The organism is Ruegeria sp. BG6 (genome assembly GCF_056538465.1).
This window is the reverse complement of the sequence record NZ_JBQFTB010000008.1, coordinates 110,376-125,572: the sequence shown is the minus strand read 5'-3', so window position 1 is coordinate 125,572 and position 15,197 is coordinate 110,376. Positions and strand designations below refer to the sequence as shown.

Annotated in this window: 13 protein-coding genes; 3 read left to right on the top strand and 10 right to left on the bottom strand. The window is 57.4% G+C overall.

Annotated features, from left to right (window positions below):
* Nucleotides 1-125: 125 nt before the first annotated feature.
* Entirely contained in the window at nt 126-2,180 is a 2,055-nt protein-coding gene (locus tag ACR0JW_RS15140) for an alkyl/aryl-sulfatase (RefSeq protein WP_480714135.1), read from the top strand.
* Nucleotides 2,181-2,404: 224 nt separating this feature from the next.
* Here the strand turns inward: ACR0JW_RS15140 and ACR0JW_RS15135 are convergent, their stop codons facing one another.
* Nucleotides 2,405-3,457, bottom strand: a complete 1,053-nt coding sequence (locus tag ACR0JW_RS15135; RefSeq protein ID WP_170681309.1) for a Hint domain-containing protein — start codon at nt 3,455-3,457, stop codon at nt 2,405-2,407.
* A 216-nt stretch (nt 3,458-3,673) separates the two neighbouring features.
* On the opposite strand from ACR0JW_RS15135, the gene ACR0JW_RS15130 reads away from it, so the two are divergent.
* Both ACR0JW_RS15130 and ACR0JW_RS15125 read left to right on the top strand, forming a co-directional pair.
* Entirely contained in the window at nt 3,674-3,952 is a 279-nt protein-coding gene (locus ACR0JW_RS15130; protein WP_170681307.1) for a hypothetical protein, read from the top strand.
* A gap of 9 nt (nt 3,953-3,961) precedes the next feature.
* Entirely contained in the window at nt 3,962-4,447 is a 486-nt protein-coding gene (locus ACR0JW_RS15125) for a phage holin family protein (RefSeq protein ID WP_480714134.1), read from the top strand.
* A 152-nt stretch (nt 4,448-4,599) separates the two neighbouring features.
* Here ACR0JW_RS15125 and ACR0JW_RS15120 read toward each other — a convergent pair whose 3' ends face one another.
* The 9 genes from ACR0JW_RS15120 to ACR0JW_RS15080 all read right to left on the bottom strand — a co-directional run bounded on the left by ACR0JW_RS15120 (nt 4,600) and on the right by ACR0JW_RS15080 (nt 15,093).
* The gene (locus tag ACR0JW_RS15120) at nt 4,600-5,847 is read right to left on the bottom strand and encodes a Tm-1-like ATP-binding domain-containing protein (protein WP_170681304.1); all 1,248 of its coding nucleotides are present in this window, start codon (nt 5,845-5,847) and stop codon (nt 4,600-4,602) included.
* A 78-nt stretch (nt 5,848-5,925) separates the two neighbouring features.
* Entirely contained in the window at nt 5,926-8,388 is a 2,463-nt protein-coding gene (locus ACR0JW_RS15115; protein WP_480714133.1) for an FAD-dependent oxidoreductase, read from the bottom strand.
* Nucleotides 8,389-8,560: 172 nt separating this feature from the next.
* On the bottom strand, nt 8,561-9,313 hold the full coding sequence (locus ACR0JW_RS15110; protein WP_170681300.1) for an IclR family transcriptional regulator: 753 nt from the start codon (nt 9,311-9,313) through the stop codon (nt 8,561-8,563).
* A gap of 81 nt (nt 9,314-9,394) precedes the next feature.
* On the bottom strand, nt 9,395-10,450 hold the full coding sequence (locus ACR0JW_RS15105) for an aldolase/citrate lyase family protein (protein ID WP_170681298.1): 1,056 nt from the start codon (nt 10,448-10,450) through the stop codon (nt 9,395-9,397).
* Between the two features lie 12 nt (nt 10,451-10,462).
* Nucleotides 10,463-11,263 carry a 2-oxo-hept-4-ene-1,7-dioate hydratase gene (hpaH, locus tag ACR0JW_RS15100; RefSeq protein ID WP_170825017.1) on the bottom strand — a complete coding sequence of 267 codons (801 nt, stop codon included), beginning with the start codon at nt 11,261-11,263 and terminating at the stop codon, nt 10,463-10,465.
* On the bottom strand, nt 11,260-12,114 hold the full coding sequence (locus ACR0JW_RS15095; protein WP_170681294.1) for a fumarylacetoacetate hydrolase family protein: 855 nt from the start codon (nt 12,112-12,114) through the stop codon (nt 11,260-11,262). Before ACR0JW_RS15095 ends, hpaH begins: the two co-directional genes overlap by 4 nt.
* A gap of 69 nt (nt 12,115-12,183) precedes the next feature.
* Nucleotides 12,184-13,026, bottom strand: coding sequence for a 3,4-dihydroxyphenylacetate 2,3-dioxygenase (gene hpaD, locus ACR0JW_RS15090; protein WP_170611288.1), 843 nt, complete (start codon nt 13,024-13,026; stop codon nt 12,184-12,186).
* A 141-nt stretch (nt 13,027-13,167) separates the two neighbouring features.
* Nucleotides 13,168-14,676 carry a 5-carboxymethyl-2-hydroxymuconate semialdehyde dehydrogenase gene (gene hpaE / locus ACR0JW_RS15085; RefSeq protein WP_170681293.1) on the bottom strand — a complete coding sequence of 503 codons (1,509 nt, stop codon included), beginning with the start codon at nt 14,674-14,676 and terminating at the stop codon, nt 13,168-13,170.
* Between the two features lie 3 nt (nt 14,677-14,679).
* The gene (locus ACR0JW_RS15080; RefSeq protein WP_170681291.1) at nt 14,680-15,093 is read right to left on the bottom strand and encodes a 5-carboxymethyl-2-hydroxymuconate Delta-isomerase; all 414 of its coding nucleotides are present in this window, start codon (nt 15,091-15,093) and stop codon (nt 14,680-14,682) included.
* Nucleotides 15,094-15,197 lie beyond the last annotated feature (104 nt).

The following is a 15,197-nucleotide window of genomic DNA, read 5'->3' as shown; positions in this document are numbered from 1 at the left end:
CTTCAACAGGAGTTGCTGCAGGTGATCGGTTTGTCTTTCCAAACTTCCAAGAATGCGGAACGAAACATCTGAACACACTCCTGAAAACCATGATCGAGCATTTATCAATTGGAGCTGCCCAACCTATGGCACGTCGACACATTCCGGCCCTTTCCACCGCATTTCTGACTGTCTCCGCCAGTCTCGTAGCCGCGCAGGAGCATTTTGATCCCAAGGGCAAACTGCCCTCGGAGTTCACGGTCAATTTTCAGGAAAAATTGCGCAACACCCTGCCGTTCGAGGATCAGCGGGATTTTGAAGAAAGCCGTAAAGGCCTGATCGCCGTCCCCGATTATCGCCAGATCACGACCGAGGACGGCACAGTGGCCTGGGATATCGGCAGCTATGACTTCCTGCTGGAAGACGGACAGGAGTTCGATTCGATCCACCCGTCGCTGCAACGTCAGGCAGTTTTGAACATGAACTACGGCCTGTTTGAAATTCTGGAAGGCCAGATTTATCAGGTGCGTGGCTTTGACCTGTCGAATATTTCCTTTGTTCGCGGCGAAAGCGGCTGGATCATCTTTGACCCGCTGGCGTCGAAGGAAACCGCCGCAGCCGCATTGAAGCTGCTGAACGACATGGTGGGTGAGTTGCCGGTCAAAGCGGTGGTTTATTCACACTCTCACGCCGACCACTATGGCGGTGTGCGCGGTGTCATTGCCGACGAAGATGTCGCCAATGGCGTTGAAGTCATCGCGCCTGCCGGTTTCATGGAACATGCCGTTTCCGAGAACGTTTATGCGGGCAATGTGATGAACCGCCGGCTGTTCTTCCAATACGGCGTTCTGCTGCCGCGAAATCCCTACGGCCATGTGGACCAGTCGATCGGCAAGAACATCTCGGCCGGAACCACCGGCCTGATTGAACCGACCCGCTATGTCTCGGATGACTATGAAGAGACCACTATCGACGGCGTGCGCATGATCTTCCAGAACACACCGGGTACCGAGGCCCCGGCGGAGATGAACACCTACTTCCCCGACCTCAAAGCGTTCTGGGCGGCTGAAAACATCACCGGCACCATCCATAACATCTACACCCTGCGCGGTGCGCTGGTCCGTGATGCGCTGAGCTGGTCCAAGCATATCAACGATGCGCTTTACGAATTCGGGCAGGATGCCGAACTGATGTTCGCCTCGCACTCATGGCCGCGTTTCGGCAATGATCGTATTCAGGAGGTGATGCGGGCACAGCGCGACACCTATGCCAACCTCAACAACGGGGTTCTGAACCTGGCCAACAAGGGCGTAACCATCAATCAGGTCCACAACGTCTATGAGGTGCCGCAGAGCCTTCAGGATCAATGGGCGGCACGCAGCTATCATGGCTCGGTCGAGCATAACAGCCGCGCAGTGATTAACCGCTATCTGGGTTATTGGGATGCCAACCCGACAACGCTGACGCCCCTTTCACCCGAAGACAGCGCACCACTGTTTGTCGAGATGATGGGCGGAGCCGGACCGATCATGACAAAAGGTCAGGAACTGGTGGCTGCCGGGAGATATCTCGAAGCGACCGAGATCCTCAACAAACTTGTCTACGCCGAGCCGCAGAACCAGACCGCCAAGGACTTGCTGGCCGATGCCTTCGAACAGATTGGATATCAGAAGGAAAGCCCCTCGGTCCGCAACTCGTTCCTGGGTGCGGCCTATGAACTGCGCAATGGCATCCCACAGGGCGCCACCATCGAAACCACCGGCCCGGATACGATCAAGGCCATGCCGACAAGCATGTGGCTGGACTTTCTTGGCATCCGCGTCAACAGCGCCAAAGCGGCAGGGCTGGAGTTCACGCTTAATCTGACGATCCCCGATCGGGACGAAAACATTGTGGTCGAGATGAGCAACGCCACGCTGACCCACATCGTGGGCCAAAAAGCTGATGACGCCGACCTTTCGATTGCTCTGAACCGTACCGACCTGGAACAGGTCATGACCGGAGAGCGGAAGCTGACAGATATGCTGGCGGACGGAACGGCGAAGTTCGAAGGCAATGCGGATCTGGTGGCGCAACTGGCCTCAACTCTGGACCAGTTCGATCTGGGGTTTGAGCTGATGCCCGGGACCGGCGCGCAGGACCTGACGGCCCCTGCCAACGATTTTGCTCAGCCACGCCTTGCGAACTCCAACGGCGGCTGATTCCCTGGTCAGCCAACCGGTTCCTTATCACACCGAACCGGCAACGTTGTGGAGGGCAGGTTTGTCCTGCCGGAAGACGGGCTGCCCCAGCGGCCCGTCTTTTTTGCCGCCGAACGCCACCACAGGGACGTGCGTGGAACAGACCTCATCCGCAAAACAATGGCGCTTCGTGAGCCTTCAGGCCCCCGCAATCAACGATCTTCAGGTTGATTCCAGTCCGGAAGTCAGCCCACCATGATGCTGGCTTCGTGTTTTTTCAGAACCCGCGCCGCCGTCGGGCCGTAGTTCCTACAAACGCCATCGGCAATCTCGGGAAAAATCTCGACGATCTCGTTCCAGGACTCCTCTGAGAAGCCTCGCGCGGCGATGTCACCGGGATAAAGGCTTTCAGAAAACGCGCCATTGGAATACACGATTTCATGCCTGTCGAAGATGAAATGGAAATAGGTTACCTGCGACACGTCCGCCGCGACTGACACGCCGGGTAGGCCCAGCAAATGCTTGGCCGCGACCAGCACCGCCTTGTCACCAAAGTGGATTTCATTGACAGGCTTCGTCACCAGCATCCGGTGGTTTGGCGATACCATCAGATCCGACGACGGAGAGTTCGGCGCGAGTGCCCCTTGCGCTATCCGGATCGGTGTCAGATGCCGCTGCGCGGACAAATCCAGGGTGCGTGATCCGATCCATCGAATTTTCCTGGCCTGCCCGTCTGCTGTATCAACCAGATCTCCGGCCATCAGGCTTTCGACAGGCATTGAACCGTCTGGTGTGCCGATCAGGGTACCTTTCACGAAACAGGGTACATCGACAATTGCGTCGGGGTCAGTGGTATCCGGCGCGTTTCCCGGCGTTACATTCGAGATCGAGAACGGGTAGCTGGTGCCCGGAACAAGCGGTTCGGACGTGATATAACCGGCCAAGGTGCCGTCGACCTCGACCCGGAACACGTCGATCGTTCCGCCGCCCGGTTTGAAAAGCTGATAGGATTCTTCGAGGTAGATATTGCCACTCAGGAACGTGACAGACCCGTCCAGACTGGTCACGTCGCCTGTCTGCGTCAGGTCATCGCCAACTTCGTTGTTGAACCTGTCACCGTTGAAGTCCGTGCCATTGTCCGGCGCGCCATTGACCAGCGTCCCTCCGGCGCCGTCAACCACCGAAAACAATACCCGGTCCGCATTCGGGTCATACGTATTGGACAGCGTAACACCGCCGCCAAAAAACGAGACGGTTATTACGCTGGGATCATACCCGATATACGAATAATTCGCCATAAAGTGACCTCACACTCGCGAAACACGCTTCATTTGTTATACTGAGTTAAGTTGGGCTTAAATAAGGAACTTTTGTGCAGCGGAACCGATCACACATGTCCACGAAGTTGCTACCTTGCACGCCAATCGATTAATTCTTGATGAACAGAGACCCCGGACACCAACCGCGAGGCTCAGGTAGCCAAACAGAACACCGGGGCAGAAGGGTCCAAAGGGATGGTCACAAAAGCAGAGCTTGAACAGCAGGTTGCTGAGTTAAAGCGCCAATTGGCGGAGTATTCCCGCAACGAGAAGCCGATTGAACATCGCGAAACCAATGACCCACAGACACCTGATCACGAGATGATTTCAGAAGCTTGGGCCGAAAATCTGCGACATCTTCCCGGGCAGATCGAAGATGTGCTGACCGAACTGGAAGATTTGCCCCACAAAAAGCCGATCCTGTTTGCCCTTGGTGTCTTTGCCCTCGGGTATTTGATTGGCCGGTCCCGGTAGGAGCGTATCATGAGCCGTATATCCAGAAACTTGTCGATCGTCCTACGTTTAGAACGGCTGATTGCCCAGCGGCAATTTACAATTGCGGCGCGCCGCACCGGGCTATATGCCGCGGCCGGTCTGGCCGTGGGGCTGGCTGTGATCATGCTGAATGTCGCAGGCTATTTTGCATTGTCAGAAACACTATCGAAACCGCTGTCGGCGCTTCTGGTTGCCGCAGCGAACCTGGTGCTGGCGGTTTTGCTGGCCCTCTTTGCCAAATCAATGTCCTCGCAGTCCGACAGTGAAACAGTGACTGAATTGCGCGACATGGCGCTGGCAGACATCGAAGAAGAAATCCGCGACGGGCTGACACAGGCGCAGGACGCGATTACGCATGTCAAAAAGATGTCACGGGATCCTTTTGGGACAATCGCGCCCGAACTGGCCGCCGTAATTGTGAAGATACTGGCGCGACGCGCTTCCGATCGCTCAAAAACGGACCAGAAAGCCTAAGAGTCAAAGACTGACGCCTAATCTAACTAAACTAACGGCCACTACAGAGGTCGAAATGTCCTTCGCCGATGCCCTCGCGCCTACATGCATGCGAGGGTCACAGTCGAATGGCCAAAGGTTCCCAAGCGCACTCCGGGTGGAAGCAGCGCGCTTTAGGCTGCAGGTACACTGGCGGGAACAATGCCCTGCGCGACCCATTGGTCAAATATCTTCAGGGCGGTGATGCAGAATTCCGGGTCATTGATATGGGCGTCCAGTGCGGTTGCCTGAACCGAAGGTGCGACGGTAGTTGTCAGAGCCTCAATAAACGCGCTCAGGCCATCTGGGTCGTGACAATCTCCACCCGGGCGATCCCATTCCTCGATGCCGCCGCGCGGTATGATCAGATGGGTGGGCGCGGGACTTTCGCCGAGGCGCTTGTTCAGTTCGTGGGCAATCTCGCGCCGCTCGTCAGCAGTGTAGTAGGTGTTCTTGACCAATTTGTTGTGGGTGTGGATCGGACGGTTCAAAAACCGTTCCGGGATGTCTTGCCAGCCCGCAAAATCTATCAGGTCCATACATCCCGGGGCCACGATCTGCGGAATGCCGGCCCGCCCTGCCCCGCGATGCCTGTCCTTGCCTGCGTTCACGACGGAACCGGCCAGCAGATTGCCCAATTCGCACCCGGCAAAGTCCATAACGCAGACAAAACCGTTTTGGCCTGCGATCTGTTCGAAGGCCATGCCGCCCATGCCCATGGCATGAAATACGGCAACTTCATAACCGCGCTCTTCCAACGCAGGTTTGAGTGTCTTGATGTATTTGAGGCATGAGGTCCCCAACGAGGTGACACCAACCATCGGACGCCCGCTTTTGGCCGGTTCTGCCGCGCGTGCGGCCCCCAAAACGGCGCCTGCCGCCTGTGACAGCGACGATTTGCAGATCGCGTTCAACCCATACAGCCCCCCGGCCCAGAGGATCATCTGGATGTCCGGCGAAAGACGCTCGGCCGGGATCAGGGCCGAGAAGGACACGGTCGAGACGACGTATTTGGGCACCCCGATGGGCAACGATTGACAGACATCCAGCGCAAGATCGGTACCCATGGTGCCGCCCAGTAAGATCACACCGTCAATCAGGCCCTGATCGTGCAAGCGGCGGGTCAGGACACAGGCACCGGCGGACATGATCTGCATAGCCACATGTTCGCTGCCACTGTCTATGGCGGCCTGGATTGAGCTGCCACCCGCCTTGGCCACATCATGTTTCGAATAGTCGGTGGGATTGGCGGGGTCGCCCAGAACACTGACGTCCAGGGTCAGCACACCACCGCCCAAGGAACGGATCTTTGCCGCCATGAACTCCAACTCGTCGTTTTTGGTGTCATATGTCCCAACGACAAGGATCGTCTTGTCCACCATGAGGTCCTCCGCTGAATTTTAATTAACATATTAAGAACTGGGCTGCGCAATTGTCAATTGAGCTTCCCTTGTCTGGTGTCAGCCCCGCATCAACTCTCCTTTGGGGTCGTAGTACGGCGCAAACTGAACCCTTAGCGGGTACATTTCCCCGGCGATTTGAACGTTAAAGCCGCCCTCGTCGATCCAGGCCTTCGAGACACCTTCCTCATGGTGCAGGCTGGCCAAACCGACCATCGCCTGCAACCGGAAGCCCCAGTCGCCCGAGGTGACATGCCCCACAATCCTGCCGTTCTTCCACACAGGCTCGTTGTGAATCAGATACGGACCGGTTTCAGCATCCAGGTCGTCAACTTTGCAGGATACGGTGCGGTGCGCAGTCGCGGCACCGCCAGCCTTCTGTTCAGTCAGAACGTCCTTGCCGAGGAAGTCGCCAGCCTTATCCAACGCTACTGCAAAACCCAGCCCGGTTTCGTAAGGCGTGTCATCCTCGGCGATGTCATGCCCGAAATGTCGAAAGCCCTTCTCGAGCCTGCAAGCGTTCATGGCGAACATTCCCATATGGAGCAGTCCGTGCGGTTTGCCCGCCCCAATCAGCGCTTCATAGACACCGGCGACGAACTCCGTGGGTATCATCAGCTCGTACCCGAGTTCACCAATGAACGAGCGCCGGATGGCCCACCCTCGGGCGTAAGCCATGTCGATTTCTCGCGCCGCGCCAAAGGGGAAGGCCTCGTTCGACAGGTCATCGCCCGAGATGGCAGACAGTATGTCGCGCGATCTTGGACCGTGAATCGAGATCAGGCCATAGCCCGAGGTCGCGTCGAACACCTCGAACCGCCAGCCCGGTTCGACGTGATCCTTGATCCATGCCTGATCGCGTATCTGGCTGGGATGGCCTGTAGTCACCATGAAACAATCCTGCGCTGTTCGGGTCACGGTCACATCGGCCTCGATCCCGCCGCGCGCGTTCAGGAACTGGGTGTAGACCGAGGTGCCGACCGCGACATCCATCTGCGCGCCGCAGACCTTGTTCAGCGCTTTGACCGCGTCCGGACCCTGCACCTGAATTTTCGAATACATCGATTGATCGATCAGCACAGCAGCATCCCGGGCGGCTAGACATTCGGCGCTGACGTGCGGTGCCCAGTCTTTGCGCCGCAGGCTCGGTTCTTCGTTCCAACCCTTTTTTTCGGGGTCGAAGTACATCGGCACCTCCCAGCCGATCCGCTCGGAAAATGTCGCGCCTGCCTCTTTCAGCCGATCATGCAACGGCACCCGACGCACTCCGCGTGCCGAATGGACCTGCCGTCCGACCCAGTTGACGCCATAATGGAAGCCCACTGACTCGGCGCTGCGGTCATGATTGTATTTGGTATTGCGCTGGAATGGGTGCGCCCGGCGGGCCAGCATCGGGCCCATGCCCCGCGACGGCGCGCCGTCAGTCATCCATTCCGCCATTGTCAGGCCAACACCACCCGAGTTCAGGATTCCGTTCGAGTTCATGCCGGCGGCGACAAACAGTCCTTTGATTTCGCTGGTCGGACCCAGATAGGGACGTCCATCGGGTGTAAAACTCTCGGGCCCGTTGAAAAAAGTCTGTATGCCCATCTCGCCCAGTGCAGGCATGCGTTCGAACATCTTCTCAAGATTCGGTTCGACATGTTCCATGTCAAACGGCAGCTCGTCGAATTCGAAGTCTTCGGGGATGCCGTTCCTGCCATAGGGCTTGCCATGCTTTTCGAATGACCCGATCAGCAGCTTGCCAGTGTCTTCTTTCCAATAGGTCCGCTCTTCGGCGATGTTCAAAATCGGCTGGGTCCTGAGCAGGCCCTCCACAGGTTCGGTGACAATATAGAAATGTTCAGTCGCGTGCAGCGGCACGGTTACTCCGTGTGCCTTGGCAAACAGGTGGCTCCACATGCCGCCCGCCAGCAACACCTTGTTGGTCGCAATCTCGCCCCTTTCTGTGTCGACACCAACCACCTTGCCATCCCGGATGACAAGACGATCAACCCTGGTGTTTTGGAACACCTGTGCCTCCATGGCCCGCGCGCCCTTGCTAAGCGCGACCGTAACGTCAAGCGGGTTCACCTGGCCATTCGACGGAACAAAGAATGCGGATTTCACGTCGTCGGTTTCGATCCATGGCCATTTCTCTTTCAACTCATCGCGGGGCAGCATGAAGGTCTCGATCCCCATGCGCGCGGCGTGGTCGTGGCTGCGCAGCAGTTGTTCGTGGCGCACATCGCCGATTGCCAGATTGATCGTGCCGTTTGGCTTGTAGCCGGTTGCCTGTCCAGTTTCGATTTCCAGATCACTGAAAAGGCGCGCTGTATATTTGCCCAGCTCGGTCTGTGCCGTGCTGTCGCGTAACTGCCCGACGATCCCGGCTGCATGCCAGGTTGTTCCGCTGGCGATCTTCCGTCGCTCGACCAGAACTGCAGGAACGCCGCGCTTTGCCAGATGATACAGGGTCGAGATGCCGATGATACCACCACCGATGATCACTACAGGCGCTTGTTCAGGAAAAGGGTCGGGCATCAAAACAATCCTTCAGTCTGCAAAGCAGCCGATCTTCGGGGTTTCGGATCACAAACGCCGTGGGGTCAGGCTTTGCCGGATCCACCCTGCGCTGTCGGGTCATGTGTGCCAAAGAAAGGTCAGTAATCACAATAATTCGCACCATTGGTGCGAATAACGCACCGATGCCTCATCAAGGCCTTGGTGCGCCAGTCAGTGCGATTTCAAGCTTTTCCACTGCGGTTTGAAGAAGCAAGGCCAGTTCCTCTGTTCGGGCTTCATCCAAACTCGCGTCGGGAACGGCAATGGCAACGGTTCCCGAAGGATCCTTGCCAACGGTGAAAAACGGCATCGCTACGCTGGCAACGCCGATGTCAACTGCATTGCGACTGCAGGCAAACCCTCGGGCTCGGGTCTCCGAGATCAGCTTCCTGAGCATCTCCAAATCCGTCACGGTGTACGGCGTCAGCTTTTCCCGTTTGAGTGCCAACAATTGCTCGCGCGTCTGATCCGAACAGAACGACAAATACGCAAGGCCGGAAGACGACGAATGAAATGGGTAGGAATCCGCGGGCCGCAGGTTGATCACATTCCCACGCGGCGGCAAGGTGAAGGCCGCGGTCGCCATCCCCTTGTCGCCGGGAATACCGACATGCACTGTTTCATTTGCCTGGGCGGACAACCATTGCGATACGATTTGCGTTGCTTTCACCATCGGTACGGTGGCCTCTCTCAACCTGGCCAGCGAGAGAAATCCGTGGCCCAACCGGTATTTTCGGTTCTCAGGGTTCTGTTCGATGAACCCATGACTGATGAGTGAGACCAGCAGCCTGCGCGTGACCGCCTTGTCCTGCCCTGTTGCCCTTGCCAGGTCGTTCAGACCAATTTCGAGGCTTTCCAAAGAAAACTGGCGCAGCAGCATCATGGCTTTGTCGACAGTTTTCATTGCGATCTCCCCTCAAAGGCATAATCCAGAAATGACACGACGATCATGCCACCGCACCCTCGTCTGCATGTCAGAATGTGACTAAGACGCCCAGTCGATGCTGAACTCCTCACGAAAAGCAAACCGCGCCAGGTGGGCTTCGATCACCTCTTGCCACCGGGCAAGGTCGCCCCGGGGTCCGGTTGCGGCCGAGATGGTCAGGCTGGTTTCGTCCGCCGTCAGCGTGACAGCATTGCCGTTCTCGAAGGCCACACTCCCATTGGTGTCGTCAAAGAAAACTTCGGCCTTGTGGGACCAATGCTTGCACAACTGCTGTAGACATTTGCTGCCAGCACTTGTCTGTGCAACGCCCGTGACACTTTGGTCCGGCAACAACGCCAGCGCCGCGTCGGCAGCGCCGCGCATAGCCGAGGCAAACAGGGTTACGTCAATACTTGTCGCCAGAAAGGTCACGCCCAAATCCAGGCATTTGCGTTGCATTCCCGGGTCGAGTGTCAGGATACCCGCGGCCTTGCCAGCGGCGGTGATCCGCGTCAGGGCATCAAAAATCGCCTCGACCACATCGGGATGACTGGCGTCACCCAGGTGGCCCATATCCGCGGCAAGATCGGCAGGGCCAATAAAAACACCGTCCACATCCGTTGTCAGTATGTCATCCAGAGCGGCCATCCCCAGTCGGTTCTCAACCTGAACCAGCAGGCACACCTGTTCGTCCGCTGTTGTCAGGTAGTCCGGAATTGCGCCAAATCGCGAAGCCCGCGCCATTGATGAACCAACCCCCCGGACACCTAGCGGCGGGTATTGCACAGCCCGAACCAGTTCCCTCGCCTGATCACCGCTTTCGACCATCGGCACAAGAATGGTCTGCACCCCGGCATCCAGATACTGCTTGATCATCCAGGTCTCGCCAATCGGCAACCGGGCCACCGGATGGCTGCCCGAACCGTCGATAACGCGCACTTGCTCCAATACCGCGCGCAGGTCGTTGGGCGCATGCTCACCATCCACCAATAGCCAGTCGAACCGTGATGTGGCCGCTATTTCAGCGGCATAGGCATCGGCCATGCCCAACCAGCAACCGATCTGAGGTTGCCCGGCCTTCAGTGCGGCTTTGAACGGGTTCTGTGGCGCGGGCATTCTGAGCCTCCTTTAAGCGAATTGTATGTCGACCGAGCCGAACGAGCCGAAATCGGCGTGGATTTCGGTGCCCGAAGGACATTCGACAGGGCGAATGAAGCTACCCGACAGGATCACCTGGCCCGGCTCGATGCTCTGACCATATTGTGCCATGCGCCGGGCAAGCCAGACAACGCTTTCGACAGGATCATTCAGAACACCTGCACCCAGGCCGGTTTCTTCGATCTCGCCATTACGGAATGTCAGTGCGCCAACCCAGCGCAAATCGAAAGTGTCGATGGCGCGGCGTTCTGCACCCAGTACGATGCCGGCATTGGCGGCGTTGTCGCTGATCGTGTCAAACACGGTGCGTGCCTTCCCGGTCTTTGGATCGACCCGCTGAATGCGAGTGTCGAGAATTTCGATGGACGGCGCGACATAATCAGTCGCAGCAATGACGTCCGCGCGGGTTACATGTTCCCCAGCCAAGGCGGTTTTCATGACAAAGGCAATCTCGGCCTCGATCCGAGGCTGGATGAAACGGCCCGCAGGCACTGTGCCACCATTTTCAAAGGCCATGTCATCGAACAGGATGCCACTGTCTGGAATGTCGATATTCAGCGCGTATTGCATCGCCTTCGAGGTCAGCCCGATTTTCCAGCCAATCACCTTGCGCCCTTCGGCCAGTTTGGCGCGATGGATGGCGTTCTGCACCGCATAGGCATCGTCCATTCCCATGTCGGGATGCCGCTGTGTCAGCAGACCGATCTGTTCGCGCGTCTGCTCGGCCCGCAACAGATCGGCGGCGGCGCGAGCGTGATCTTCGGGGGTCATACCTGTTCATCCTCGACGGTGTTGCGCAGGGTGCCGATGCCGTCGACCGAAACCTCGATCACATCGCCGGGGACCAGGTATTTCGGCGGGTCAAACCGTGCACCTGCGCCGGTTGGCGTCCCGGTGACAATGATATCGCCGGGCTGTAGCGTCATGAAGGTCGAGATGTACTCGATCTCGCGCCGGATCGGGAACATCATCCGACTCAACGTATCGTCCTGACGCAATTCTCCGTTTACATGGGTCTGTATGCGGGCGTCATCCAGTTGCGCTGCATCAGTGAACGGTACCAACCATGGGCCGATCGCGCCCGTTCTGTCCCAGTTCTTGCCCTGTGTGACGTTGAACTTGGCGTGGCGCACCCAATCGCGGATCGTACCCTCATTGCAAAGCGTCAGTGCCGCGATGTGATCATAGGCGTCGTCTTGCGAAATCCTGCGGCCCGCCTTGCCGATCACGATGGCCACCTCGCCTTCGTAATCCAGCGTGTGGTTCTCCGGCGGGCGGATCAGAGGGCAGTCATGTCCCGTAAAGCCACTGGCAAAACGCGGGAACAAAGACATGTATTTCGGTTGCGCGCTGCCATCCTTGTATTCCGCGTTGCGGTCAGGGAAGTTCACGCCGACGCAGAGGATACGGCGGGCGTCGGGCATCACCATTTCATAGGTGAAATCTTCGTGAGTTACGGGTTTGCCGTCCGCTTTTTCGACCAGTTGGTCGAACGCACCTGCGGCGATAACTTCGAACAAACTGCTGTGGCTAGGAAATTCGCCGTTAAGCGCAATTGCGCCGTCCTTGGTAATGGCACCGAAAAAGGTTTCGCCATTGGCGGTGTAAGTTGCAAAACGCATCAGGCCTCCTCGGCGGCCTTGCTGCCACCCATGCAGAGAAAACATAGCATACGAACCCGCGTCCCGACCTCAGACCGAGAAGCTGATGTTGGCCTGCCCCGTGCCGGAGCTTCCGAAATACGGTGTGTAAATATCGATCTGGCCCTTGTAGCTGCCCCAACCCAGCGCGCCGAACAGCAATGCGGTGTCGTTCATCGCGCACTCACCCGTGCATTTCCTGGCGTAGTCGGGAAGCATTTCAAGGAACTCTTCAAACCGACCCTGTTCCCACAGTTCCAGCACACGCATATCCATCTGACGATTGAACTCGCCATTCACGGCGTTCAGCCCTTCGACCGAGCGCTCGTTGGGCGTAAAGTCATGGCTCAGCGAACCCGATGCGAGAATTGACACATTGCGGTCGGAACGGCGGATACCTTCGGCGATGGCCTCGCCCCAGACACGGTTTTCGGCAATCGACGAGAACTGGTTGACCGCGACGGGTAGCACCCGCGCATTTACACCGTCATTGATGAAATGCATGGGCAAAAGGGTGCCGTACTCCATGCCCATATCTGGATGTGAATGGCCAAGGGCCCTCTCCCCCCGCTCACGCAAGACGTCTAGGATGGTTTCCCCCAATTCGTGATCCCCGCGATAGTCAAACTCCATGTCCGCCAGCATGTGCGGCAACTCGTGGCTGATGAAACGGCCTTTGTGGTGTTCTTTTGTGTTCAGATGGAAACCCTGATTGGTGATCCAGTGGGTGTCGAACACAACAAACGTATCTACCTTGCGGTCAATTGCATCCTGTCGCAGGCGCGCATATCCGTCGATGGCAGGTTGCCGGATGCCTTTGTATTTCGGCATCGTGTGGGACATCCAGATGCTGGGCACATGCGTGATTTTCGCGGCCTGTACAATCTTTCCCATGACGGTTCCTCCTTATGATCGTGACGTCAGGCCTGACTGCCAGAACGTCCTATGGTCCGAGCGTTTGATGGACCAATGATGCGCAATTCCTGATTCAACTATAGTCAGCCAACCCCTGCCAAGGGATCAGGTTGCACGATATTATTTTCCAAGTTGCATGATCTTGTGCTGACCGGTGGCAAAGCCAACATGCTTTTGTTCCATGTAGAATTCAAAACTCCAGTCGCCGCCGTCCCGGCCGATACCCGACGCCTTGACCCCGCCGAAGGGCGTGGGCAGGTGGCGCACATTTTCCGAGTTCACCCAGATCATCCCTGCTTCCAGTTTATCCGTGAACCGCAGGGCACGCGTCAGGTCGTTGGTCCAGACGTAACCGGTAAGGCCGTAAGGCGTGTCATTTGCGATCTGTAGCGCCTCTTCTTCGGTCGAGAACGGGATGGACGTCAGAACCGGACCAAATATTTCCTCGCGCGCGATGCGCATCTGGTTGTTGGCATTTGTAAACAAGGTTGGCCGCACGAAATACCCTTCGTCCCCCACTTTGACGCCGCCGGCTGCGATAGTCGCGCCATCGTCTTTGGCGATGTCGAAATACGAGGTGACTTTATTGTAGTGCTCTTCCGTTACCAGCGGGCCGATCTCGGTCGCCGGGTCCAGTGGGTGACCGACCTTGATGTTGTTCACGCGTTCTACCAGCTTGGCCTCGAACTCGTTTTTGATGGTGTCTTGGACCAGCAAACGCGAAGACGATGTGCAACGTTCCCCATTGATCGAGTAGATCATGAAAATCACAGCATCCAGCGCGCGGTCCAGGTCGGCGTCATCGAAGACAATCACCGGGTTCTTGCCGCCCAGTTCCAGGTGCATTCGCTTGAGCGTATCCGCGCCCTGCTTGGTAATGATGCTGCCGGTGCGGCTTTCTCCGACAAAAGCAATGGCCTTGATCAGCGGATGTTCGGTCAACGCCTTACCGGCATCCGGTCCAAACCCGTTCACGGTGTTCAGAACACCCTTGGGCAGACCGGCCTCTTCCGAAATTTCGACCAGTAAACGCGCCGACAGCGGTGAATCTTCGGCCGGTTTGTGAACGACGGTACAACCCGCTGCCAGTGCCGGCGCGATCTTCCAGGTCGACAGCATGAACGGCGTGTTCCACGGCGTAATGACACCAACCGGGCCAATTGGAACGCGAGTGGTGATGTTCATCAGGGTCGGCGACTTAAGATGCTGTCCGTCCCTTGCCTGCACCACCTGATCGGCGAAATAACGGAAGTTCTCGGCACCGCGCAACGCCGCCTTGGACATGAAACGCAGGGTCTGACCGGTGTCCCAGCACTCACACAGGGCAATTTCCTCGGCACGCGCCTCGATCGCGTCGGCCACGTTCAGCAGGATGCGGCGGCGTTCAGTAGCGGGCATATCGAGCCACGCGGCGAATGCCGAGTGGGCTGCCTTGGCCGCCGCATCGATGTCATCCGCCGTTCCATGGGCAACATCGCAGATCACGGACTTGTCCACTGGCGAAGTGGATTGAAACACCCCCGCCGCCCCGTCGCGATCTTCGCCCGCAATGCGGTTCTTGATGCCTGTCTCTTTGAACCGGGCCAGAAACCCCGCCAATTTTTCGATATTGTTGTCCAAGGCGCTCATGGTTCAGGTCTCCTGCTGGGTTGCAGCCAATTGGTCCCGGCCCAGATGCTCTCTGATAGTGCCGGTCTTGGGCGAAAGGTCCGGATCGATGTCGCGCATCTCAAGCGACAGAGCGATGGAGTGCTTCGAAAGGGCCGGTTCAAGATACGCCCTTACCGCTTCGAATATGCGCTGCGTTGCGTCCTGCTTGACGTCTTCGGGGCGACCGGCGCGCAGTCGGATCGAAATATCGACAAAACCATGCGCCGGGTTGCCGTCGGCAATGGAATAGTGATCGACCCGCGTGGCGCGTACGCGAATACCTGCCACCGGAAACGTGTCAATTGCGGCGGCCGTTGCGCGCACACACTCGCACAAACCATCCATATCGACCCAGTCTTCAAGGTTGCCAGAGTAATCGATGTGGAAATGCGGCATGGTTCCCTTCTCCTCAATTACTAAACATGTTTAGTAATTATGCTACCAAGTGTCAAGAACTTGACTTGTTAATCTTTGCAATTCCGGAAGCAGCGCTCTAGAAA

Bases quoted from the DNA above. Each gene is read 5' to 3' on its own strand.
- ACR0JW_RS15080 (WP_170681291.1), bottom strand. From the start codon at position 15,093: ATGCCGCATTTCCACATCGATTACTCTGGCAACCTTGAAGACTGGGTC.
- ACR0JW_RS15130 (WP_170681307.1), top strand. From the start codon at position 3,674: ATGGTCACAAAAGCAGAGCTTGAACAGCAGGTTGCTGAGTTAAAGCGC.
- ACR0JW_RS15135 (WP_170681309.1), bottom strand. From the start codon at position 3,457: ATGGCGAATTATTCGTATATCGGGTATGATCCCAGCGTAATAACCGTC.
- hpaH (WP_170825017.1), bottom strand. From the start codon at position 11,263: ATGACCCCCGAAGATCACGCTCGCGCCGCCGCCGATCTGTTGCGGGCC.
- ACR0JW_RS15140 (WP_480714135.1), top strand. From the start codon at position 126: ATGGCACGTCGACACATTCCGGCCCTTTCCACCGCATTTCTGACTGTC.
- ACR0JW_RS15115 (WP_480714133.1), bottom strand. From the start codon at position 8,388: ATGCCCGACCCTTTTCCTGAACAAGCGCCTGTAGTGATCATCGGTGGT.
- hpaE (WP_170681293.1), bottom strand. From the start codon at position 14,676: ATGAGCGCCTTGGACAACAATATCGAAAAATTGGCGGGGTTTCTGGCC.
- ACR0JW_RS15105 (WP_170681298.1), bottom strand. From the start codon at position 10,450: ATGCCCGCGCCACAGAACCCGTTCAAAGCCGCACTGAAGGCCGGGCAA.
- ACR0JW_RS15110 (WP_170681300.1), bottom strand. From the start codon at position 9,313: ATGAAAACTGTCGACAAAGCCATGATGCTGCTGCGCCAGTTTTCTTTG.
- ACR0JW_RS15120 (WP_170681304.1), bottom strand. From the start codon at position 5,847: ATGGTGGACAAGACGATCCTTGTCGTTGGGACATATGACACCAAAAAC.
- hpaD (WP_170611288.1), bottom strand. From the start codon at position 13,026: ATGGGAAAGATTGTACAGGCCGCGAAAATCACGCATGTGCCCAGCATC.
- ACR0JW_RS15125 (WP_480714134.1), top strand. From the start codon at position 3,962: ATGAGCCGTATATCCAGAAACTTGTCGATCGTCCTACGTTTAGAACGG.
- ACR0JW_RS15095 (WP_170681294.1), bottom strand. From the start codon at position 12,114: ATGCGTTTTGCAACTTACACCGCCAATGGCGAAACCTTTTTCGGTGCC.